Below are 23,673 nucleotides of genomic sequence, written 5' to 3'. Positions count from 1 at the left end.
AACACAACGAAAGCTAAATGATAATCATTTTTATCATCGGTTCAACGAAAATTTTAGATGGACGCCAATTCTGTGAATATCTCCACAGGGGATGACGCCCCATGCTATTTACCTTAGCGACCCATCAATTGATCGAAGACAAATAAGGTTTAAAAGACGGACCACAGGTGCGGAGGCGGTAGGTCTATACCTCACTCCAGCGGCGCAGCAGATTGTGATAAACGCCGGTCAGCTGGACCGCCGACGGATGATTTGGAACATCCTGCTGCAAGCCTCGAATAGCGCTATCGAGGTCAAACAACAAACTGCGCTGAGCATCCTCACGAACAAGACTCTGTATCCAGAAAAAAGAGGCAATGCGCGCACCGCGCGTCACTGGATTGACCTTGTGCAGGCTGGTCGACGGATAGAGCACCATATGGCCCGCAGGCAGTTTTATGCTCTGCGCGCCGTAGGTGTCTTCGACCATTAATTCACCGCCGTCATATTCTTCCGGTGCTGACAAAAATAATGTCGCCGACACATCTGTTCGCACGCGATGGGGTGTTCCTCTGATATCGCGGATCGCTCCATCCACATGCAAACCAAAATTGCCGCCTTCCTGATAGCAATTAAATAGCGGCGGATAAATTTTGCGCGGCAGTGCGGCAGAGAGAAACAACGGACTGTTTCCCAATGCCGTCAAAATGCGTTCCCCGAGTTGGCGCGCTACAGGATGATCCTCTGGCACCTGCAGGTTGTATTTCACCTGCGCGGATTGATGGCCAGCGGTAACCCGTCCATCCACCCATTCCGCTTTTGCCAACTCACTGCGAAATTCCGCCACTTGCGCAGCGGTTAACACATTAGGGATCGCTAATAACATAATGATTTTTACCTCAGCATTTAGTAGGCACCTCAAAAATCAGCCGAGCTGCATTTTTGAGATGACTTCTAGAACGTATAAGAAGCGGTTAACACTGTCGTACGCTCCGGCGCCGGCAAAGCCCAACGGTTGGGGTTGGTGGAGAACGTCGTGAAATATTCCTCATTGGTAATATTGTTCACGTTCAACTGCAAGGTGGCCTGGCCGATGGCATAGCTGATGGCGGCGTTGTGGACGACATAGCTCGGCACTTTCGGATCTATGGTTACGTCGCCGACTGTGGTAGGTCCATTACCAATATAAGCGCCGCTGGCAAAACGCAAACCATAGCTCAAGTTCAAACCGGACTCGAACGTATATGTAGTCCACAAGGTACCGGAATGTTTTGGTGTATTGGCGAGCGCGTGGCCTTTCTGCGGATCGCCGTTGTTCGACGCAGTATAGTTGGAAACGCTTTGCAGCATTTCACTATCCAAAAATACGTAGCCGGCAAAAATCGACCAGTTTTCCCGAATTTGCCCCGACACGCCCAGTTCTAAACCGTCGACCCGAGAACGTCCTTCCAACACCTGCTGCGTCACCGAATCTTCGCCAGATGCAACCCGGGCATTTTTCTTTTCATTACGGAAAAGCGCTGAGGTCAAAGCCAATTTACCGTCGTACAAATCCCATTTGGTACCCACCTCATAATTCACTGCCTCTTCAGGATCTATAAAGCAGTTGCTATTGAAGTTACAGGTTGTATTTGCAGAAGGAGTCGCCGGGTTTGCAGATGTGCCATAGGAAACATAAATACTGCCATTTTCCTGCGGCTTATAGACCAAACCTACTCGTCCGCTAACCAATTCATCATCGAATTTAAACGCAGGTGGGGTATAAGGTTGATCCGGTTCCGGCTCAGGAGGACTAGTAATTTTTCCATCCGCCACCGTAAATGTCTCTTGCGAGAAGGTGTAATGGTCATATCGCAAGGTGACGTTGGCTTGCCACTGCGGACTGAATTTAAATGTATTGGATGCATAAAATGCCACCACATCCAATTCGGAGTTCGATTTACCACTCAATATTCTTTCGACGGGACCATCCCAATAAGAATTGGGATTATATAAATCCACGGTGACGGTTGCCGTCGGAATATTATTAAAATTCTGACGATCACCTCTTTCGGTGGAAATCTGATTACCAAATACCAAAGTATTTTCCGTAGCTCCAATTGCGTAATCCCAGGTGAGATCGGTCTGGGAAAGAGCTGTGGTATTAATCGAATCTCTTCCTACTGCACGAGGACCTTGAGAATGTTGATAAACGCCGGATGCAGTACATACCGCCGTATTCGGCGCTGTGCCGAGCGGCACCTCGCCCTCTTCGATACACACACGTCCCTGCAAAGCAGTATTGACGAAACGTCCATCCACCTGCGACCAACGGCTCAAGTTTCGCAACGAAAGTTTTTCACTGAATTTATGGTCGACAGAGACACTGAACGAACGGCTGTCGGTATTTTCGCCGTCGAGGTTGTGCCAACCGTAATAATTGCTGCGAGCAACACCCGGAACTTCACGTCCCATACGAATAGGCACACCGTAGTCGTTCCAACCTTGGTCATCCTGAAAATGCGCGTTGAGAACCACTTTGGTATTTGAATCCAGTCCAAACGCAATGGATGGCGCTATACCCCAGCGCTCGTATTCGACGTAATCGCGGCCTGCAACTTCATTAGCGTGGGTCATCAAGTTCAAACGAACGGCCACACCATCGCCTATAACCTTGTTGGTATCCAGAGTCACGCGTTGATAGTTTTCGGTTCCCAATCCGGCCGTTACCGTGGTGACGTCTTCGTTCTTCGGTGATTTGGTCACCATATTCACAGTTCCGGAAACGGAACCCGCACCGGAATAAACGGAATTAGCTCCTTTGACGACTTCCACTGATTCCAGGTTGAAGGAGTCGGAGCGCGTAAAGCGGCCCGAGTCGCGCACACCATCGACGGTAATATCAGAGGAGTTATTGCTGATGTCATAACCGCGCAGAATGATATTGTCACCGTAGCCGTTGCCGCCTTCTGCCCCACCAAAGGTGATACCGGGAACATTACTGAGAATGTCGCGCAGTGATTGCACGTTTTGGGATTGAATCAAATCGCTGGTGATAACGGTGATGTTTTGCGGGGTGTCACGGAGGGGTTCGGTATATTTTGGTGAAGACATAGTTTCCGCTTTATAAGGAATTGCTGTGTCTTCAACTTTTACCGTGGGCAGCTGCGACGGCTTTTCCTGCTCTGCCGCCTGCGCTGCAGCGGTCAATCCAATACCCAGAACCAAAAGCGAAGATGCAGCTGTGCGTGCAACCCCATCGCGCAATTGAGCGTGATTTGGCGCTGGCAGAGCAAAACCTTGATTGGCATTCCGACGTGCCATAGAACCCCCCGATAAGCAAAAAATAAGTGGCCGATTTGAATTTGACGCGATCATAAACGCACCAAAGCGATATCGCAAATGATATTTATTTTCATTTAGATTTGATAGCCACTTTCTTTCCTTTCTATGCCCCCCGATTACCGGAGCCCGGATTAATACTTTCGCGGGGCGAACCTTGATAGAATCCCCGCCTTTGGGCCAACCGGCCGAGGGGAGCAACGCAGGAGAAAGCGCCTTGAACAGAGAAGCACGCGGAATCAAAGACTATTTGGTGGTACTACTTAAAGGTATGTGTATGGGCGCGGCGGATGTAGTACCCGGGGTCTCGGGCGGCACCATCGCGTTTATCAGCGGGATCTATGATGAATGGCTGGACTCCCTGAAACGCTGTCATCCAGCCACTCTGTTGATGCTGAAAAACGAAGGCATAGCGGCAACCTGGCGCTATATCAACGGCAATTTTCTCGTCGCCCTGTTCGCCGGCATTCTGATCAGCCTGAAAACCCTTGCCAGTGTCGTGCTCTTTGCCCTCGACGCTTACCCCATATTGGTGTGGGCATTTTTCACCGGTCTGATCATCGCCTCCATTTATTCCCTTTCCCGTCATCAACCCCACTGGAAATTGCCGCATTGGATCGGCCTCTTGCTTGGCGCCGCCTTTGTTTACGGCGTTTCCGTGCTGACGCCCGCGCAGTTGCCGGGTCATTGGTGGGTATTGTTCCTCGGCGGGTTTGTCGCCATATGCGCGATGATTCTGCCGGGCATCTCCGGCAGCTTTATCCTTCTGCTGGTCGGGCTCTATCCGGTTTTCCTTAACGCCATCCACAATCTGGATTTGATTGCTCTCGCCTCCTTCGGCGCTGGCTGTATTTCCGGCCTGATTCTGTTTTCCCGCTTTGTCAGCTGGCTGTTGACGCGCTACCACGCTGTCACGCTCGCCACCCTGATCGGTTTTCTGGTGGGTTCACTGAACGTCACCTGGCCGTGGAAACAAGCGCTGGTCACCACGGTGGACAGCCATGGCAAAACCGTTGTGCTGCAACAGAGCAATCTCAACCCCTTTGACTACACTGCGGTCACCGGCGCTGAGCCGATGATTTTGCTGGCTTGCGTATGCGCGCTGCTGGGGGCAGCACTGGTGCTCGGCACCGAGTGGCTCGCCGCAAAAATGAAACAGAACTGAGTATTACCTCCATACATGCCCCGTCATTCCATCCTGCTCCAGGAGTGCCGAGCGCTGCTCGGCTTGGAGCGCAATACCACCAGTCACGCAGAAAAATTGGTCTCCGGTCTCGGCGGGCTGGTGGGCATCATCTCCGTATACGCTATTTCGGTGCTGGTTTGCGGGACTGGCCCCGGCGTAATTGTGATGACCGCCTCCATGGCTGCCAGCGCAGTGTTGCTGTTCGGCGTACCTCACGGCGCGCTTTCCCAACCATGGCCGGTGCTCGGCGGGCATTTGATTTCCGCATTTTGCGGTGTGACCTGTCAGCAACTGTGGCCCGATCAATTCTGGACCGGTGCCCTAGCAGTAGGCACAGCGATTACCGCCATGCACTATTTGCGCTGCATACACCCGCCGGGGGGCGCCACTGCCCTGGCCGCCGTTATCAGCGGGCCGGAAGTGCATAGCCTCGGCTATTTCTATCTGCTTACCCCTATCCTGTTGAATGTGCTTGCCATTTTGACAAGCGCGGTGATTTTCAACAGTTTGTTCCCCTGGCGCCGCTATCCCGCGCATTTGGCGCGTCGCCGCAAAACCAAATCAGTCAAACCCGCCGAGCGGCAATTTGAATTGACCCAGGAAGATTTCGCCGCGGCCATGGAAGAACTGGATTCCTACGTGGATATAACAGCGGAGAGCCTGACCGAGTTGCTGGAACTCGCCAAACAGCACGCAGAAAAGAACATCACCCACCCGGAGCACATCATCGCCGGCAAGTTCTACAGCAATGGCAAGCTTGGCAATCTGTGGAGCATCCGTCAGGTGGTGGACGCCAGCAGCGGCGATGACCGCAAGGACCAGGTGATCTACAAGGTGTTGGCCGGCGACGGCGCCTACGAAACCGGCATCTGCTCCCGCGATGAATTCCGCCAGTGGGCGCGCTTTGAAGTGACGCCAGTGAAAGGACGTTGGATCAAGTCCACTGGCGAAAACTAGATCTCCTGTCGATTTTGCCCCGGCCGATGCGACTGAAAAGGAACTGAATCGTCGCAGAGGCATATATGGGCAGCCCGTTCTCAATATTCCCCATCCCCGCCCCACACCTGCGGCCCGCTGCCCTGTTCAGCCAGCCGGTCCCCCGGATTGCGCAGCGGGCAGTCCTGCAGAGACAAACAGCCGCAACCAATGCAATCGCTCAATTGATCGCGCAGCTGCGTCAGCCGCTGGATGCGCGCATCCAGGTCGGCGCGCCAGAGCTGGGACAATCTCCGCCAATCCGCCGCCGACGGTGCGCTGTTCGGTGGCAGCACACTCAGCGCCTGCTGGATTTCCGCCAGCGGAATGCCGGCGCGTTGGGCGACTTTGATCACCGCGATGCGCCGCAAAATGCCGCGCGGGTAGCGCCGCTGATTGCCGGAGGTGCGCCAGCTGCTGATCAAGCCGCGGCTCTCGTAAAAATGCAGGGTCGCCACCGATACGCCACTGCGGCGCGCCACCTCGCCGATGGTCATTTCCCGGCCCGGTGTTTTGTCTGCGTCATCCATCATCCAACCCCTTGACCTCAAGTAAACCTGAGGTTTTAGCATCGCGCAGCTTGTATCACCAGTACCGTTTTCAAGGAGCGTTTTATGGCCTACCAACCCAATGCCATTACCGTGGTTCACAAATTGATTCGCCAGGAACTGTTTACCGCCGCCGGCCTGCTCGCCCGCGCCACACCGGCGGACTCCTCTGAGGTGCTGCAGACGCTTACCGCCATTGCCGGCGTATTGCGCCGACATGCGGAAACGGAGGACCGCACCTTGGCGTCCCAGCTGCGCCAGCTCGACCCCGCCCTCGCCAACCATATGGCGGAAGATCACCGCGAGCTGGAGGCGCAATTGTCCCGGGTGCTGGTGCTGGCGGAAGATCTGGAGCCAAGTCAGGAAGGTCCGTGCCGGGAACTGCTGGCGCGGCTGCATTTGGATTGGCTGAAGTTCGTCGGCGAGTACTTGTTGCATCTGGACGACGAGGAACGCCTATTGTTCGTCTCCATGGAGCTGCCGCCCGCGACCCTGGTGGGGCAATCCGCAGCGGCCATGCCGGCAGCGGAGCGGCGGAATTTCCTCGCCAAACTTGAGCAGGCCCTCAACCCGTCTGAACTGAGCCTGCTGCTCAGTGCCATCTGAACAGCAAGACGCAATCGGCGTATGATACGACTCTTTTTGCAAGAGGTCGCACGATGTTGGAACTGCAATGGCTGCTGGCGTATTTGGGCCTGGGTGCCGTCGTTGGATTGCTAGCTGGATTATTCGGTATCGGTGGCGGCGGCATTATGGTGCCGGTGCTGACCATTCTGTTCGTCGCCCAGGGTTTTGCACCTGAGCATTTGGTGCATATGGCGCTCGCCACTTCCATGGCGGCAATTGTTCCCACTTCTTTGGCAAGCTTACGCGCCCACCACCGTCATGGAGCTGTGCTCTGGCCGGTTGTTGCGCGCTTAACGCCCGGCATATTGCTCGGCACTTTCGGAGCAACCTTTTTGGCAGCTCTGGTGCCCGCCGCGCCGCTGGCGATCTTTTTCTCGATCTTTATGGGGTTTGTTTCGCTACAGTTATTTCTCGATCGCAAACCCAAGCCGTCGCGCCAGTTACCGGGTACCCTGGGAATGACCGTAGCAGGCAGTGGAATCGGTGGCATTTCCGCGCTGGTGGCGATTGGTGGGGGATCTCTCACAGTGCCGTTTTTGGCTTGGTGTAACGTTGCCGTTCCAGTGGCCATAGGCACTTCCGCTGCCGCCGGCCTGCCAGTGGCGCTTGCTGGCGCACTCGGTTATCTCATCAACGGCTGGTCTGTCGAAGGCTTGCCGGAATTTACTCTCGGATTTATTTACTGGCCAGCAGTCTTGAGCATCGCTGCTCTCAGCCTGATTACAGCGCCTCTGGGGGCGCGTCTCGCCCACCGCTTGCCGGTCAAATGGCTGAAAAAATTATTTGGCATCCTGTCGCTGCTGCTGGCGCTGCAGATGTTGAGAACAGTGCTTTAAAGGGAAGAGAAAAGAGAGAGAAGAAGAGAGAAACGCAGGGGAATTGCCCCCTGCCCGCCTATCACGCCAAACACTTCTGCTTCGGCGCTTCCCAAGTGGGTTTGGTGGCAAACCAATACTCCCGCTTCAATCCCACCAAGCGATAAAAACCTTCTGCCATATCCGCGTACATACCGCGCAAACACTGGCAGCCATTCACGCGCGCATAACCCGCCAAACCTTGCACATATTGGCTGAGTAACCGCGCCACGCGCTCGGGATCCACTTCGCTTTCCAAATAGCCTGCGGCGAGCAGTGAGCGCACCATGGCCAGATAGTACTTCACACAGTTCTGCGACATTTTGTGCAGACTTTCGTTGATCATCGGCTCTTCGCAACCGGTTTGCAGACCGGCGCTAAAGAACGGCGAGCCGCGCACACAGCTGGAATCGGGCGTGAACTTGTGGTGAAAAATAAAGGAGATCACGTTTTCCAGCTGCTCCAACGGCGTGTTCACCGGCGACAGTATGGCGTCGAGATCGCGCTTGATGTTTTCCCAATAGTGCTCGCTGGCGGCGCAAAACAATTGCGCCTTGGATTCGAAGTGATGGTAAAAGCCACCTTTGGTTACGCCCGCCTGCTTACAAATCTCGTTGACGCCTACGGAGTTGTAGTTGCTCTGCCAAATCAACTCCAGGGCGGTATCCAGTAAACGGTTGCGGGTTTCTTCTGCGGACATATCAATTCAATCTCAGGAATTTGCTCACTCTCATGATACCGACCGGTATGTATATATCGGCATCATGACTCTGGGCTGCTCGAAACGGCGTAAAAATTAACCGCATGACCTATAAATGGCAAGCAACCTGCCCATCAGACCACAACGCGGGTATTTTTTATCCAACTAATCTCTCATTAAATCTAAACCAAATTTTTACATTTGCCTGATTGGCCACATACCGAACGGTATGTATTATCGCCCAACATATCTCGAAATACCTAGGACGCCGGTCTTTAACCGACCGGATTTTTTGTTGTTGGCACCGGAGAATGACTTATGCGCTTTGCCACAAACCTCAAATTCAGTCTCACCAAACTCTCTACCCTGCTTTCGTCCCGCACCCTGCCCTTCGTTCTCGTTGGGATACTCGGCAACACTACCGCTTTGTAGCGCCAATGCGGACGACGCATCCAGCCAGACGCCTCCCGCTCTCAATGTTGAAGTTGCCCAACTTGTGCCGCAGGCAATCCGCACCTGGACGCGCTTTTCCGGACGCCTGACGCCGGTGGAAAGCGCGGAAATCAAACCCCTGGTCAGCGGCACCATCCAGCAAGTGTTATTTGAAGATGGCCAAGTGGTGCAAAAAGACGATCCCTTATTCGTCATCGACCCTCGCCCTCATCAAGCGCAATTGCAACGTGCGGAGGCAGAACTCAGCACGGCACAGTCCCGCGCACGATTGGCGCGGGACGAATTGGAGCGGGCGCGGCAATTACTTGCCAACAAACTGATTTCCCAAAGCGTTTTCGATAGCGCGTTCAACGACGATCGCGTCGCCCAAGCGGCCGTGCAAGCAGCGGAAAGTGCCGTGCAGCAGGCGCGTTTGAATCTGGAATACGCGCATATTCGCTCGCCGATAAAAGGCCGGGTTGGCCGCGCGGAATTGACGGTGGGCAATGTGGTAAACGCTGGTGTTAATGCACCAGTGCTCACCACTGTAGTAGCGGACGATCATCTGTACACGGAATTCAATGTCGACGAAAACACCTACATCCAATCGGTGCGGCATATTCAACAGCAGGAAAAAATGCCTGTGCATTTAACGCTGGCGGGCGACGATGGCGATAACAAAAAGATTTATGAAGGCTACATTCATGCGTTTGATAATCGTTTGGATGTCGCCAGCGGCACCATCCGCGCGCGTGCCATTTTTGTTAACGAGGATAACGCGCTTACACCCGGCATGTACGCCAATATTTCTTTGGGTACCGCAACGACTACCGAAGCTTTATTGGTACCCGAGCGCGCCATTGGCACCAACCAAAATCGCAAATTTGTTTATGTCATAGACGAAAACAATACGGTGAATTACCGCGAGGTTTCGCTCGGCGGGCACTACCAGGCCCACCGCATTATTTTGAACGGCCTTCAGCCGGGCGGCGTATAGCGGTCAACAGCCTGTCTCATCTGCGCCCCAGCACAGTCGTCAATCCGGTGACCGTTTCCACGCTCAATCAATTGGCTGCGCAATAGCAGCCAATTCTTTTTATTTTTCTCCAGGCTCTAAGCAGGAGCGCTTATGAATATTTCTCGCTTTTTTGTCGACCGCCCTATTTTTGCCGGCGTCATATCCATGCTGATTTTTATCGCGGGATTGATCGCCATGTTTCAATTACCCATTTCCGAATATCCGGAAGTGTCACCGCCATCTGTTGTGGTAAACGCCTCTTATCCCGGCGCCAATCCCAAGGTCATTGCCGAAACCGTTGCGCGGCCGCTGGAGGAACAAATGAGCGGCGTGGAAAACATGCTGTATATGTTTTCCCAGGCCACCACCGACGGACGCATGACGCTCACAGTGACGTTTAAAATCGGCACAGATCCAGACCTTGCCCAGCAGATGGTGCAAAACCGGGTTTCCCAGGCTTTGCCGCGTCTTCCTGATGTCACTCGGCAAACCGGTGTTACCGTGGTAAAAAGTTCACCCGATTTGACCATGGTGGTGCATTTGATTTCGCCGGATAAAACTTACGACGAACTCTATTTGCGCAATTACGCTTTGATGAACGTCAAGGATGAATTGGCGAAAGTGTCCGGCGTCGGCATGGTGCGATTATTTGGCTCCGGCGACTACGCCATGCGCATCTGGCTGAATCCGGAAAAAATCGCCGAGCGCAATCTCACTGCCAGTGATGTAACCAATGCCGTGCGCGAACAAAATGTGCAAGTTGCCGCCGGTATTATCGGCGGAGCACCGATCAGCAATGTGGTGGAAGTGCAATTGCCGGTTAATGCCAAAGGCCGGCTGGACAGTGTCGAAGAATTCGAAGACATCATTATCCGCTCCGGCCGCAACGGCGAAATTACCCGCTTGAAAGATGTCGCCCGCGTAGAACTCGGTCCTGCGGAATTCAGTTTGAATTCCATGCTAAACAATCAACCGGCGGTCGCTATTCCAATTTTTCAAGCGCCCGGAGCTAACGCGATTCAAATTTCCGAAGGCGTGCGTAAAACCATGGCGGAATTGAAGGAGCGCTTTCCCGTCGGCGTGGATTACGAAGTGGTATATGACCCGACGATTTTCGTTAAAGACTCCATCAAAGCGGTCATCAAAACTCTGCTGGAAGCGCTGGCGCTGGTCGTTATAGTGGTAGTCGTATTTCTGCAAACCTGGCGCGCGTCCATTATTCCGCTGCTGGCTGTTCCCGTCTCCATCGTCGGCACCTTTGCATTGATGTGGGCATTTGGTTTTTCCATTAATACACTCTCGCTATTCGGCCTCGTACTCGCCATCGGCATAGTGGTGGACGATGCGATTGTGGTGGTGGAAAACGTCGAACGAAATATCGAAGAAGGCTTGTCTCCACTGGCGGCAACCTATAAAGCCATGCAGGAAGTGAGCGGTCCTATTATTGCCATTTCGCTGACATTGGTTGCTGTATTTGTGCCTATTGCATTTGTCAGCGGACTGACCGGGCAGTTTTACAAACAATTTGCCCTGACCATCGCCATTTCCACTGTGATCTCCGCAGTGAATTCCTTGACCTTGAGTCCGGCACTCGCGGCCCTCTTATTAAAAGGACACGACGCGCCAAAAGATCGCCTGACGCGAGTGATGGACGCATTATTCGGCCGATTCTTCCGCTGGTTTAATCGCAGCTTCCAGCGCAGCGCGGGAAATTACTCTACCAGCGTTGGCAAAATGCTCGGTCGCAAATCACTTGCTGTAGGCATTTATCTAGTGTTACTTGCCATTATAGGTGTCGGCTTCAACACGATTCCCAAAGGCTTTGTACCCGCACAGGACAAACAATATCTGATCGGTTTCGCGCAATTGCCCGACGGCGCCACCTTGGAGCGCACAGAAGCGGTAATTCGTGAAATGGGCGAAATCGGTTTGGCGGAACCCGGCGTGGAAAGTGCCGTGCAATTTCCCGGTTTGAGCATCAATGGCTTTACCAATAGCGCCAGCGCAGGAATTACCTTCCTCACCTTGAAACCGTTTAATGAGCGCACGGGAGAAACTCTTTCTGCTGCGGCCATTGCGCAAAAACTGCAAGCCAAATACGCCGGCATTGAAGAAGCCTTTATTGCGATTTTTCCGCCACCACCTGTGCGCGGACTTGGCACTACAGGCGGATTTAAATTGCAAATCGAAGATCGCGCAGGGCTCGGTTACGAAAAACTTGCGGAAGTGGTCGGCCAAGTGCAACAAAAAGCCTGGCAGCGTCCTGAATTGTTCGGGGTTTATTCCAATTACAAAATCAATGTGCCGCAGCTTTACGCGGACGTGGACAGAACCAAAGCTAAACAATTGGGGCTGAATATCAAGGACGTATTCGACACCATGCAGATTTATCTTGGTTCGCTTTACATCAACGATTTCAATCAATTTGGCCGCACTTATCAGGTGATTGCCCAAGCGGACGCGCCCTTCCGCAGCACGGCAGGCGATGCGCTGAATTTAAAAGTGCGCAACCAACAAGGCGAAATGGTGCCACTCGGTTCTGTATTGATGATGCAAGAAAGCTACGGCCCGGAAAGCGCCACTCACTACAACGGTTATCTCGCCGCGGATTTAAATGGCAACGCCGCACCGGGATATTCCAGCGGTCAGGCGCAGGATGCGATTGCCGAAATTCTCGCGGAAACTCTGCCGCCGGGAATGGTGTTTGAGTGGACGGATCTCACTTATCAACAAGTACTGTCGGGCAATACTGCGATTTATATTTTTCCTTTGTGCTTGCTCTTGGTATTTCTGATACTCGCTGCACAATACGAAAGTTTGGCATTGCCGTTGATCGTGATTTCCATAGTGCCTCTGTCGATTTTGTCCGCCCTTTTTGGTGTATGGGTGACAGGTGGCGACAACAATATTTTTACGCAGATCAGCTTATTTGTGCTGGCAGGGCTGGCCAGTAAAAATGCGATTCTGATCGTGGAATTTGCCCGCGAATTGGAACAGCGTGGCATGGCCACCTATCAAGCGGCCATCACTGCCAGCCGTATGCGCTTGCGTCCGATTTTGATGACCTCCTTCGCATTCATTATGGGTGTGGTGCCAATGGTGTTCTCCACTGGCGCAGGTTCGGAAATGCGCAATGTCATGGGTATAGCGGTATTCTCCGGCATGCTGGGTGTGACCTTCTTCGGCCTGATTTTCACCCCCATCTTTTACGTACTGCTGCGTAAATTGGAAGGCAAGCGTCAATATTACATGCCGCAGACCCATGCCGAATTACCAGCTACCTCTCATACAGAACATACTGGGCATACAGAACACACAGGAGCAGCAGCATGAAACACGGAAAATCCTTTTTGCTATTGAGTCTGGTCGCCGCCTTGGCCGCGTGCAGCAGTTACAAAAGTGCGGAAAACGTGCGCGCGCAGGCGGAAGTGAATGTGCCAGGGGAATTTAATCTCGAGGGCAGATTATTGAACGGCCAGCCTGTGGCCGCCTGGTGGTCACAATTGGACGATGATGCACTCAAAAATCTGGTGCAGGATGCATTGACGCACAATCAGGATATCCGTATTGCGGAGGCATCATTGAGAGAAGCCCGTGCATTATTGCGCAATGCACGTCTGCATCAATTGCCATCTGTGGAAGCGGATGTGGCCTATGCACGGGAAAAAACCAGTGCGGATTTATTACAGCCGGGCGCTGAAACGATTCGCGATATTTATACCGCTGGTTTTGACGCGAGCTGGGAGGTGGATTTATTTGGCCGCGTGCGCAATCAGGTGCGTTTGGGTGAAGCGCAGGTCGCGGCAAGGGCAGCCGATGTGCGCGCAGCTCACGTCAGCGTCGCCGCGGAAGTAGTGGCCAATTATGTAATGTTGCGCGGCAATCAATATTTGCTGCAGGTGGCGCAGGACAGCGTCAAAAATCAGCAAGAATCACTGGCCTTTATTCAGCGCTTGCTGGAAGTAGGACGCGGCAACCAACTGGACATTGCCCGCGCGCAAGGTCAATTGGATTTAACCCGCGCGAGCATTCCGCCGCTGCAAGCGCAAGTGAATGAGGCTCTTAACCGACTTGCTGTGTTAACGCGCCGCGATGCACGGCAATTGCAGTCTGAACTGACTGAACCTCGTTCCCTGCCCTCGTTGCCGACAACTCTGGCGGTTGGCGATCCTGTGCAGCTGTTGCGAAGACGGCCGGATATTCAATACGCGGAACAGGCTTTGGTTGGCGCAGTCGCCGAATATAACGTGCACGTCGCGGATCTTTATCCGCGCGTCAGCATCGATGGCAGTCTCGGCTATTTATCAACGGAATGGTCGCGCTTGGGCGAAGATCCGACAGAGACATTTATTTTTTCTCCGCGCATCCACTGGGCCGCTTTTAATCTCGGCCGCGTCCACGCCCGTATAAAAGCGGCGGATGCGCGTACGCAAGTGCGCTTAACGGAATTTGAACAACGCGTCGCCCTGGCGTTGGAGGAAACAGACAACGCCCTACAACATTTCTCCCGCGAAGAAGAACGCCGTCTGCGCTTGCGCGACGCCGCCCACGCCAGCGCGACAGCCGCGCGCCTTGCGCAGCAGAAATTCCAGATTGGCAGCAGTGATTTTCTCAGCGTGCTGGACGCACAACGCGAACAACTCAACATCAACGCCCAACTCGCCCAAAGTGAAACGCAATTGCTGCTCAATATGGTGGCGATTTACAAAGCTTTGGGTGGTGGATGGGAAACTTATGCGGGAACGGCGCAGTTGGAGTTGAGTTTTTAAATTATTTGTCGGAAGGCGCTGCGCCTTTTCCCAAGGTTGGAAAAGCGCAGCACCTTCCAACGATTAATTGCATCAAGAGTTGAAACAGCAGAACCCGATCTCGGCATTGTTCCCCCATCCCAAATGGACCATAATCGACGCCATTCGACCTCTATCCATTAGACAGAAAGCCGCTCGCAACCAGCCGCAAGCGGCGCAATGAAAGGTGTCATCCCATGGTGCAACTCAAGGTCAATGGCCAAACGATCCCCCTCGATGTTGATCCCAATATGCCCCTGCTCTACGCTCTGCGCGACTTTGCGCATCTCACGGGCACGAAATTTGGCTGTGGGGCCGGGCTTTGTGGCGCTTGCACAGTCCATCTGAACGGCATTCCCATCCGCTCCTGCCTTACCCCGGTCTCCGCCGTAGTCGACCAGGACATCACCACCATCGAAGGACTAGCCAAAGACGGCAAGTTGCATCCGCTACAAAAGGCTTGGGTTGAACACAATGTCGCCCAATGCGGCTACTGCCAGTGCGGCCAGATTATGACTGCGGCAGCGCTTCTCCAACAAATACCCAATCCTTCCGAAAAAGATATCGAAAATTATATGCAGGGAAATATCTGCCGCTGCGGCACCTACCCGCGCATCAAAAAAGCGATTCAAACAGCGGCTGTGATGATCCAAGAAGTGAAGAAAAAGGAGGGTGTATAAATGACTCCCATTTTTCAGGTAACCCGTCGGGATTTTCTCGCGCAATTGGGTATAGGTGCAGGCGCACTGGTGCTCGGCACATCCCTTCCAGGTATTAGCGCCGCAGCCGTTAACGCACAACCAAATCCTTCAGCTGCAGCGCTTGGCTATTTTGTCAGCTTAAGTCCGGACGGTGCGGTCAATATTATTTGCCACCGTATGGAAATGGGCCAAGGCATCAACACCAGCGTGCCGCAAATCATTGCCGACGAAATGGAGGCTGATTGGTCGCGCGTTACCGTTTCTCTCGGCAAAGCCGATGCGCGTTACGGCGATCAAAGCACCGGCGGCTCCGCATCCATCCGCAAATTTTTTACCCATATCCGCCAAATGGGCGCTATAGCGCGTGACATGTTGGAACAAGCTGCAGCGAATCGCTGGAAGGTGGAAAAATCCGCAGTGAAAGCGCAGCAGCATTTTGTGGTAAATACCAAAACTGGCGAAAAAATCGCGTTCGGTGATTTAGCCGCTGATGCAGCCAAATTGCCTGTGCCCAATGCCGATTGGGTAAAACTTAAATCAGCCAATGAATTTAAATTGATTGGCAAAGACGTCAAATTGATTGGTCACCAGGACATCGTGCAAGGCAAGGCAGTTTATGCGCAGGATATTCAGTTGCCAGGCATGTTGATCGCCAGTATCGAACGGCCACCGGTGGTCGGCGGTAAAGTCAAAAAATTCGATGCGACAGAAGCGAAAAAAGTCGCCGGTGTTGTCGACGTCATTAAATTGAAAGACCGTCCACTTCCCGTCGATGCGCGCCCTGTATCGGGCGTTGCAGTGCTCGCCACTAATACCTGGGCGGCCATCGAAGGCCGCAAAAAATTAAAAGTGGAATGGGATCTCGGCAGCAACGCTGACCACAATTCCGCAACCTACAAACAGGCCTTGACCGAAAAAGTTCAGCAACCCGGCAAAGTGGTGCGCGGCAAAGGGAAGATCGACGATCACCAATACAATCCCGAGCGCACGGTTGAAGCTGTTTACACCATGCCCTATCACCACCATATGTCCATGGAAACACCAGCGGCTACTGCCATCATTAAAGATGGCAAATGCACGGTCTGGACGGGAACGCAAACGCCACAATGGGGCAAAGGTTTGATTCTCGGTGAATTGGGTCTCGATCCGCAAAAAGACGGCGATAAAGTGGAAGTGAATACCACTTTGATGGGCGGTGCGTTTGGGCGTAAAGGCAAAAACGATTTCACCCTGGAAGCTGTTGAATTGGCAAAAGTGACAGGTAAACCCGTAAAAGTCATCTGGTCGCGCGAAGACGATGTGCGCCACGGTTTTTATCACTCCATAGCCGCGAATTATTGCAAGGCGGAAATCAACGAGAAAAAATCCGCCGATTTTTGGGTACAGCGCGTTGCCCATCCGCCGATTGGTTGGACGTTTGACGGCAAATCCGATATTCCCGCCGATATGCTGCTGCAACAAGGTTTTGCCGATATTCCCTTTGTGTTGAACAATTTCAGTTGCGAAGTTCAACCCGCTCCTGCGCATGTGCGGATCGGCTGGTTCCGCGCGGTGCAAAACCTTCACAACGCTTTTGCGCTCAGCTGTTTTGTCGATGAACTCGCCGTCAAAGCCGGCATCAGCACGCGGCAGATGTGGCTGAATTTATTGGGCGAAGATCGCATTATCGACCCGCGCAAAGAAGGTTTTACCGGCTGGACCAATTACGATCAGCTCAACGATGACCATGCGGTAGATACACGCCGCATGAAACAGGTCATCAATACAGTTGCCGACAAAGCCAAAATCGAGCAGAAATTGCCTGCGGGTGAAGCCTGGGGAATCGCCTATTCCAACAGTTTTAATTCCTATAGCGCCGCTGCGACCAAGGTGCGCGTCAAAGACAAAAAAGTGGAAGTATTGGAAATGCATACCGCGATCGATTGCGGTCTCGCCATTACACCCGACCGCGTGCGTTCGCAAATGGAAGGCGCGATGATAATGGGACTTTCCATTGCGTTATCCAGTCAGATCACCATAAAAAATGGCGCAATCGAACAATCCAATTTCCACGATTATCCCGTCTCACGCATGCCGGAAGTGCCGCCGCTGCACGTGCATTTGATTCCGTCCAATCATGCACCCGGCGGTGTTGGCGAACCCGGATTGCCTGCGGTGATTCCCAGCATTATCAATGCGATCTATCACGCATCCGGCATTCGCATTCGGGATTTGCCGGCGAAAAATGTTTTGACGGTTTAGATTTTAACCCCACCCCAACCCTCCCCTTAGAAAGGGGGGGCAAAACAAATCGCTCGTCCACACAAACTTACGACCATTAGAAGAGTTTATAAAAATGAAAAAACAATTACTCGCCAGCTGCATATTGCTGGCTATTGCCGGATGTGGAAATAAAAATGCCAGCGTTGATGATCATTCCTCCCACGCGGGACACGAACCGGAAACTGCAGCGCCGATAGAAAAAGTCGAAACCGCAACCGCATCCTGGACCTGCCCTGCCCAACCCGGAACAGCACCGAGTGGCGAACTGGTCGCAGAAAGAATTCCTGGCGCGAACACCACTCGTACTGAAGCTGGACTCTATGAAGGCCCCGTATGGATTGGCGATAAATTGTATTTTTCCGATTTTCTGTTTTCCGAAGGTTTTCCTTCGCGTATCCAGGTATTGCATCCGGATGGCACGGTTACCACCGCTATCGAAAACAGCGGCAGCAATGGTTTGGCGGCGACCAAAGACGGCATGATCCTGGCTGCCACGCACGATCGCAAAGCTATTTCCATTTTTTATGATCCCGCCAAGGGAGAGCGCGATGTGCTCGTCAATAAGTTCGAAGACGATGCCTTCAATTCTCCCAACGACTTGACCATTTCCAGCAAAGGCATTCTTTATTTCACCGATCCGGATTACCAGCGCTCAGCCGCTCCCGGAGGACAACCCAAAACCCGGGTTTATCAATTTGACGGAGTGACAATCACCGTCGTTGACGATTCGCTGAATAATCCCAACGGAATTTCTCTATCTCCAGACGAATCCACACTCTACGTAGCAGGTGGCAGCGTATTGCGCGCTTATCCGATAGAAGATGGCAACGTCGGTGAAGGCCGCGATATTGCTGTTATCGACGGACCTGATGGCATGGCGGTGGATTGCCTTGGCAATTTATACGTGACCGAACACGGCCAGCAGCGAATTCGCGTGATTTCGCCAGCAGGTGAAGATTTGGCCGTTATCAAAGTCGACGCTAATGTCACTAATGCTGCGTTCGGAGGGCCTGAAAGAAAAACGCTGTTTATTACAGGCGCGGGCGCTGTTTGGAAATTGGATTTGCAGGTGGCGGGATTGCCTTACTAGGACATTTTCCATACAAGTTGAAATAGCAAAAAAATCCGGCGGAAGCCGGATTTTTATCTATCACAACCGATCAATCTCGTCCCTCAACTGAAAGCGCTTGGAGGTGACATAAGCTTCCAGCCGCCGAATTCTCTGCTCCACCGTTTCAAACCTGTCCTGCACGCTATTGAGAACAGATTTGCGCTCGTAGCTGCTGTCGAAACGGCTTTTTAATCGACCGTCTTCACCCATTAACGAATTTGGATCATTGTCCAATGCGAAATAGGCGATGATGTAGGCGATCAATGCGACCTGCATCGTCATAAAAAGCGCAACCACAAATAAGATGCGCACCAATTTTCGATCGACTTCAAAATAATCCGCCAGTCCTGCGCATACCCCACCGACTATACCTTTGGCGCGATTGCGATAGAGTTTGCGATCACCACTAAAACGGCTCATAGGTCATGCCTCCAGTTAGGGTGTTGTTTGTCGAGAATGGCTTCCAAAGTCACCAAGCGTTTTTCCATGGTTTCTGCGATTTGCAGCAACCGCTCGATTTTATTGCGCTCCTCCTCCGATGTGCCTCTAGAACAGCGGCCTCGGCCGAATATACGGGTCATAAGCCATAGCGGAATGATCAATAGACATAACGCGAAGCTCAGCGCCATTATCCCCTGTGCTACACCAACCATAACGATCTCCTTTTAACTTGATGATGTTACTTGCCGAGCTTTTGTTTCAGCGCTGTCAATTGGGCTTCGATTTCCTCATCTTTGGCCAGTTGATCGATTTCATCGGCCAATGATTTTTTGCCCAGATCGTAGGATTCCACTCGACCTTCCAGCTCATCCAATTTGCGCTCATAACCTTCCAGGCGAGACAAAGTCTCTTGCACTGAATTTCCGCTCAAGGTTTTGCGCACTTTAAGTTTGGACGTAGCAGCGTTGTGGCGCATTACCAAAGTTTTCTGCCGGGTTTTCGCTTCGGCGATTTTTTGTTGCAGCTGGCTGATTTCATTTTCCAATTCGATCAGGCTGTTCTCCAACGTTTCCAATTCAACATCCACCGCCTGCGCATCGTTGACAAGTTTGAGCCGTTCAGCCAAAGCACCTTTCGCCAAATCTTCCCGCCCCTTGGTTAAAGCCAGCTCCGCTTTGCTCTGCCAGGTATCTGCCTGGTCCAGCAACCACTGCTTGCGGCGGGTGAGTTCTTTTTTATCAGCGATCGCCTTGGCAGAAACCGTGCGCACTTCCACCAGGGTTTCTTCCATTTCCTGAATGATCAGGCGGACCATTTTTTCCGGGTCCTCGGCCTTGTCCAGCAGCGCGTTGATATTGGAGTTAATGATGTCGGAAAAACGGGAGAAGATACCCATGGTTATGCTCCTTGACTCTATGTGTATGGCAGATTCGGATGAACGTCATGTGACGCGGGAGCTATTACAGCTTTTGTGCCAAACCATAGAAATCCTTCAACCTATTGTTTTTAAAAGATTTTTATTATTATTGCCACCTAATATTCACACAGCTTATTGACTATTTCCGCTAATACTTAGCCAAAATAGCTAAAGGTTGGCTAATATAGCCTATCGAATATACAACCAGGGCATTCAATGACCGAACATAAGCTTTTGGGCGAATCCAACGCTTTTCTGGCGGTGCTGGAGCACGTGTCGCAGCTCACCCGCCTGAACCGGCCGGTACTGATCGTCGGCGAACGCGGCACCGGCAAAGAATTGATCGCCGAGCGACTGCATTTTCTGTCGGACCGATGGATGAAGCCGCTGGTCAAAATGAACTGCGCAGCGTTGAGTGAATCACTGCTCGAATCCGAATTGTTTGGCCACGAAGCCGGTGCCTTTACCGGCGCTTCCAAACGCCATGTGGGACGCTTCGAGCGCGCCGATGGCGGAACCCTTTTTCTCGATGAATTGGCAACTATGTCGCTGCGGACTCAGGAAAAAATCCTGCGTTTTATTGAGTACGGGGATTATGAAAGGGTCGGCGGCAATACCAGCCAACATGCAGATGTTCGCCTGATCGCCGCCACCAATGAAGACCTGCCCTCCCTGGCGAAAGCAGGCAAATTTCGCCACGATTTATTGGATCGCCTGGCGTTTGATGTAATTACCCTCCCCCCTTTGCGTGAAAGACAAGAGGATATACTGCTACTTGCGGAATTTTTTGCCGTTTCCCTCTGCAAAGAACTCGGCATGGCGTACTTCCCCGGATTTTCCACTCGCGCGCAATCGATGCTATTGAATTATTCCTGGCCGGGAAATATTCGGGAATTAAAGAATGCAGTGGAGCGCAGTGTCTATCGTTTCCGCGACACAGACGAGATGATTAATGAAATTATTTTGGATCCGTTTGCTTCGCCCTTCAGACCAGCGACCGAGTCTAAACAAAAAGCGACTGAGGAATTAAAGGCGGAATCCATTACCAAACTAAAACTGCCGGTCGACTTCAAAGACCACTGCCGGGAACAGGAAAAACTCTATTTGACGCGCGCCTTGGAAGAAGCCAAATTTAATCAGAGAGATGCCGCAAAACTTCTACAATTGACTTATCATCAACTGCGTTCGCAATTGCGCAAACATAAACTTATTTAATTGACCAGAAACGGCTTCTGGGTGACATCCTTGTCACCCGACATCTTCTTTGCCAATGATGATTTTTGTCAAAGATGATTCCTTTCGGCAAAATGATTCGGCCATGCGACATCCAACGCCCCACCAGAAATTATCCCTGTTGCACAACACAAACCTGAAATGAATTCTTCTGCCCAGCCATTGCTTGCTCGGAATAAAAAATCATTACTGCCGTGGCGGCCACCACAACAAACGTCGTAATTGCTTTGTAAGGTTTTTCTCTAGACATACCACGCCCTCCATCATCACATGATGCTACAAACGTAAAACAACCTCATGAAAACAAATTGAACAGCGCCTCTTGAGCACCCAAGGCTTTAAAGTTTCCATCACCATTTATGGATTCACGCACTGCTTAATGGATTCACACTGCAGGAATACAAATACGATGAAGGTAAATGCCAACCCCAATGCAAAGCTCTAAAACCCCAAGAGCCTCCATCGTAAAAACTTTGAGCACCAATAACAGAAGCCTGACTAGCTAATAGCAACCTGTATTCCAGCCGAGCTACTCATTCGCATTTTGTTCCATTTCGACCAATTATTTTTCGCCAAAATGAAAATACACAACACAATCAAAGCTTAAAGCTTTTTACAAGACGCAGCATATTCAAAAAGTTTCTCTTCTATTTGGTAAGGCTTACAAAGCTTGCACACCATACAAATACAAAAATTAACCAAGTGGCACCAAAAAATAGCAAACGGCTTCGCAATAGATGTTTGTGGCGATATTTACGACAAATGCAGGAAGATTCAGTCATTACGAGCATGGCGCGTGCTTTGCATCGAGCTTTGGAATGGAAGCATCTGGTGCACCTTAGCCCAGCGTTACAAGGGAAATTTATTTCGGCAGGCATTTTTTGAAATCTTACGTTGATAAACGTATAGGAGATCACTATGAACAATTCAATAACAAAATCTCTCCTGCTGCGCGGCGTTTCAGCGGCAATGGTCAGCAGCTTGCTTTTGTTAAGCGCTAATTTGTCCGCGCAAACTGGCGATACAGTTAACCAAGCAACACCCAACACTAATCCTCAACAAGACCATGGTATCAATCAGCCAAATTCATTTGGTGAAGATCCATCCAGCGCTGGAACCAGTTCCGCAGACGACGGAATTACTTCCAACCGCACCACCAACCGCCGCGGAGATGATGGCGCTGTAAGCGATCAAAATTGGCGTGACCGAGGCATGCAAAGCAAAGGCGAATACGACACAGGCGTATCCGATACCAACCGCCCCTCCCCTACCGACGGCGCGATCAGCAGCGATAGCTCGCAAGACAGCGCGCTTGGTGAAGATAGCTCTCTCGCCGCCGGTTCCGAAAATGCCCAGCCGGGTAGCATTACCGGCGGCACAACCTATTCGGGGCAAGTAGTTCACTTGAGCTCCGACGGTGCCGAGCTGCAGGAAGTGCCGGTCAACTCTTTGGCTAACCGCAAAATTCTTAATTTGCAGCAAAAAGAAATCGGTGAGGTCTCGCAGGTTATTCAATCGCAAGACGGCTCCGGCGCACTGCTGGTCAAAGCCGGCGGCTTTATGGGTATAGGCAAAAAAGAAGTAGTGGTCCCGCTGGACTCCGTAAGACTGTCCGGCAATCAACTGATTTGGGAAACGCAATTAGATGCAGCTCAAATTAAGGATTCGCAGGAATTCAAATACGACGAAAGTCGTTACAGCAGTGTAGTCGACGACGAATAATTTCCTCCCTGACAGTTACTTTACAGGCAGCGCAAGCTGCCTTTTTCTTTAGTCTCCCAGCAGCCTGTAACCTGATACCAATCCACTGGAAAATGTATTCAGCCTACTAGAAGTGAAGCCGCCGAAAAGAAAAAGCACCCAGAGGGTGCTTCAATAAGTGGATTCATCAATGTGGTTTTTAGATTTCGATACAGTCACTAACCCTTCGATGCACAGAAATCCTTATTGGTTTAACAGCCTGAGGAACATGGCCAACGCCCCCTTTTCCCCCTAATGGCGCGGACACTTTTTCAATTGCGCTTGTCCTGTTGGCACTTAAAATATGCCTAAATCAAAAAGCGCCAAAGTGTTCCGAATTTAATGAATCCACATTGAAGACACGTTTATCGGTCGGCAGCATCTTCAATTTTGTCGCCAGTTTTTTCGACGTCGCGCCCAAAGCCCTCCATGGTTTCACAGCCAGTCAAACTGCAGACTGAAAAAATGCCCAACAAAATACACATAAGCCAAGTTTTCATTGTTAATCCTCCGTTTGAGTTATGGGTGACATGCTCTTTCATTTTCATGTCAACCGAGCTTGCCCGTACGCAATTAGCATGCCTGCATTACGAACTCGAAAAATCCGCCGGGAAAATACCTGTCAAATGTTGCGAACCACATTCCCGTCGCAGCACAAAAGCAAAAAACCACCAAGGGTCTGAGAGAATTTTGCAAGCTTTTGTAAAACAGAACGTAGATGATCTAGCGCAGCAGGAACGGAATATACAGCAGCATTACATAACAACATCAAATGCGCTGGCGCCAGAATTTCAAATGCGCGATCTGGCGGAGATATTGTTCTACTGAAGATATGCTTCCCA

The 23,673-nt window shown here is 51.8% G+C and carries 22 protein-coding genes; 13 read left to right on the top strand and 9 right to left on the bottom strand.

The features are described from left to right. Positions 1-184: 184 nt before the first annotated feature. Together DWB84_RS08340 and DWB84_RS08335 are read right to left on the bottom strand one after the other, a co-directional pair. A complete protein-coding gene (locus DWB84_RS08340; protein WP_187409303.1) occupies positions 185-865 on the bottom strand; it encodes a Fe2+-dependent dioxygenase in 681 nt (226 codons plus the stop codon). Between the two features lie 68 nt (positions 866-933). Next, entirely contained in the window at positions 934-3,282 is a 2,349-nt protein-coding gene (locus DWB84_RS08335) for a TonB-dependent siderophore receptor (RefSeq protein WP_187409302.1), read from the bottom strand. 289 nt (positions 3,283-3,571) lie between these two features. Here DWB84_RS08335 and DWB84_RS08330 point away from each other — a divergent pair, with 289 nt between their 5' ends. After that, positions 3,572-4,465 (top strand): DUF368 domain-containing protein, encoded by an 894-nt coding sequence (locus tag DWB84_RS08330; RefSeq protein ID WP_222868112.1) that lies wholly within the window; start codon positions 3,572-3,574, stop codon positions 4,463-4,465. 15 nt (positions 4,466-4,480) lie between these two features. Further along, positions 4,481-5,443 carry an HPP family protein gene (locus DWB84_RS08325; RefSeq protein ID WP_187409301.1) on the top strand — a complete coding sequence of 321 codons (963 nt, stop codon included), beginning with the start codon at positions 4,481-4,483 and terminating at the stop codon, positions 5,441-5,443. An 80-nt stretch (positions 5,444-5,523) separates the two neighbouring features. On the opposite strand, the gene soxR is transcribed toward DWB84_RS08325, so the two are convergent. After that, positions 5,524-5,994, bottom strand: a complete 471-nt coding sequence (soxR, locus tag DWB84_RS08320; protein ID WP_304610846.1) for a redox-sensitive transcriptional activator SoxR — start codon at positions 5,992-5,994, stop codon at positions 5,524-5,526. 81 nt (positions 5,995-6,075) lie between these two features. On the opposite strand from soxR, the gene DWB84_RS08315 reads away from it, so the two are divergent. Both DWB84_RS08315 and DWB84_RS08310 read left to right on the top strand, forming a co-directional pair. Next, a complete protein-coding gene (locus DWB84_RS08315; RefSeq protein ID WP_187409300.1) occupies positions 6,076-6,615 on the top strand; it encodes a hemerythrin domain-containing protein in 540 nt (179 codons plus the stop codon). Between the two features lie 53 nt (positions 6,616-6,668). After that, positions 6,669-7,472 (top strand): sulfite exporter TauE/SafE family protein, encoded by an 804-nt coding sequence (locus tag DWB84_RS08310; RefSeq protein WP_255428899.1) that lies wholly within the window; start codon positions 6,669-6,671, stop codon positions 7,470-7,472. Positions 7,473-7,533: 61 nt separating this feature from the next. Here the strand turns inward: DWB84_RS08310 and DWB84_RS08305 are convergent, their stop codons facing one another. Then, the gene (locus tag DWB84_RS08305; protein WP_187409299.1) at positions 7,534-8,190 is read right to left on the bottom strand and encodes a TetR/AcrR family transcriptional regulator; all 657 of its coding nucleotides are present in this window, start codon (positions 8,188-8,190) and stop codon (positions 7,534-7,536) included. A gap of 496 nt (positions 8,191-8,686) precedes the next feature. Between DWB84_RS08305 and DWB84_RS08300 the strand changes: the two genes are divergently transcribed. The 6 genes from DWB84_RS08300 to DWB84_RS08275 all read left to right on the top strand — a co-directional run bounded on the left by DWB84_RS08300 (position 8,687) and on the right by DWB84_RS08275 (position 18,480). Next, on the top strand, positions 8,687-9,619 hold the full coding sequence (locus tag DWB84_RS08300; protein ID WP_222868097.1) for an efflux RND transporter periplasmic adaptor subunit: 933 nt from the start codon (positions 8,687-8,689) through the stop codon (positions 9,617-9,619). 132 nt (positions 9,620-9,751) lie between these two features. Further along, on the top strand, positions 9,752-12,973 hold the full coding sequence (locus tag DWB84_RS08295) for an efflux RND transporter permease subunit (protein WP_187409298.1): 3,222 nt from the start codon (positions 9,752-9,754) through the stop codon (positions 12,971-12,973). Continuing rightward, a complete protein-coding gene (locus tag DWB84_RS08290) occupies positions 12,970-14,409 on the top strand; it encodes an efflux transporter outer membrane subunit (RefSeq protein ID WP_187409297.1) in 1,440 nt (479 codons plus the stop codon). The genes DWB84_RS08295 and DWB84_RS08290 overlap by 4 nt, the downstream gene beginning before the upstream one ends. 215 nt (positions 14,410-14,624) lie before the next feature. Beyond that, entirely contained in the window at positions 14,625-15,107 is a 483-nt protein-coding gene (locus DWB84_RS08285; RefSeq protein WP_187409296.1) for a (2Fe-2S)-binding protein, read from the top strand. Further along, the gene (locus DWB84_RS08280) at positions 15,108-17,369 is read left to right on the top strand and encodes a xanthine dehydrogenase family protein molybdopterin-binding subunit (protein WP_187409295.1); all 2,262 of its coding nucleotides are present in this window, start codon (positions 15,108-15,110) and stop codon (positions 17,367-17,369) included. Between the two features lie 94 nt (positions 17,370-17,463). Further along, positions 17,464-18,480: an SMP-30/gluconolactonase/LRE family protein gene (locus tag DWB84_RS08275; protein WP_187409294.1), complete on the top strand. Its 1,017-nt coding sequence runs from the start codon at positions 17,464-17,466 to the stop codon at positions 18,478-18,480. Between the two features lie 60 nt (positions 18,481-18,540). Here DWB84_RS08275 and pspC read toward each other — a convergent pair whose 3' ends face one another. The 3 genes from pspC to pspA are packed head-to-tail and all read right to left on the bottom strand — an operon-like array spanning position 18,541 to position 19,837. Beyond that, a complete protein-coding gene (gene pspC / locus DWB84_RS08270; protein WP_187409293.1) occupies positions 18,541-18,921 on the bottom strand; it encodes an envelope stress response membrane protein PspC in 381 nt (126 codons plus the stop codon). Beyond that, the gene (locus DWB84_RS08265; protein WP_187409292.1) at positions 18,918-19,154 is read right to left on the bottom strand and encodes an envelope stress response membrane protein PspB; all 237 of its coding nucleotides are present in this window, start codon (positions 19,152-19,154) and stop codon (positions 18,918-18,920) included. Before DWB84_RS08265 ends, pspC begins: the two co-directional genes overlap by 4 nt. A gap of 26 nt (positions 19,155-19,180) precedes the next feature. Then, positions 19,181-19,837, bottom strand: a complete 657-nt coding sequence (pspA, locus tag DWB84_RS08260) for a phage shock protein PspA (RefSeq protein WP_187409291.1) — start codon at positions 19,835-19,837, stop codon at positions 19,181-19,183. A gap of 237 nt (positions 19,838-20,074) precedes the next feature. Between pspA and pspF the strand changes: the two genes are divergently transcribed. Continuing rightward, positions 20,075-21,073, top strand: coding sequence for a phage shock protein operon transcriptional activator (pspF, locus tag DWB84_RS08255; RefSeq protein WP_187409290.1), 999 nt, complete (start codon positions 20,075-20,077; stop codon positions 21,071-21,073). A 130-nt stretch (positions 21,074-21,203) separates the two neighbouring features. Here the strand turns inward: pspF and DWB84_RS08250 are convergent, their stop codons facing one another. Further along, a complete protein-coding gene (locus DWB84_RS08250) occupies positions 21,204-21,341 on the bottom strand; it encodes a hypothetical protein (protein WP_187409289.1) in 138 nt (45 codons plus the stop codon). A 668-nt stretch (positions 21,342-22,009) separates the two neighbouring features. On the opposite strand from DWB84_RS08250, the gene DWB84_RS08245 reads away from it, so the two are divergent. Then, positions 22,010-22,813 (top strand): PRC-barrel domain-containing protein, encoded by an 804-nt coding sequence (locus DWB84_RS08245; RefSeq protein WP_187409288.1) that lies wholly within the window; start codon positions 22,010-22,012, stop codon positions 22,811-22,813. A gap of 383 nt (positions 22,814-23,196) precedes the next feature. Here DWB84_RS08245 and DWB84_RS08240 read toward each other — a convergent pair whose 3' ends face one another. Then, positions 23,197-23,331 carry an entericidin A/B family lipoprotein gene (locus DWB84_RS08240; RefSeq protein ID WP_187409287.1) on the bottom strand — a complete coding sequence of 45 codons (135 nt, stop codon included), beginning with the start codon at positions 23,329-23,331 and terminating at the stop codon, positions 23,197-23,199. A 46-nt stretch (positions 23,332-23,377) separates the two neighbouring features. Here DWB84_RS08240 and DWB84_RS08235 point away from each other — a divergent pair, with 46 nt between their 5' ends. Then, on the top strand, positions 23,378-23,659 hold the full coding sequence (locus DWB84_RS08235; RefSeq protein ID WP_187409286.1) for a hypothetical protein: 282 nt from the start codon (positions 23,378-23,380) through the stop codon (positions 23,657-23,659). The last annotated feature ends 14 nt before the right edge of the window (positions 23,660-23,673 follow it).

The organism is Saccharophagus sp. K07, from assembly GCF_014336955.1.
Taxonomy (GTDB): domain Bacteria; phylum Pseudomonadota; class Gammaproteobacteria; order Pseudomonadales; family Cellvibrionaceae; genus UBA5868.
This window is presented reverse-complemented; position numbering and strand designations above follow the sequence as displayed.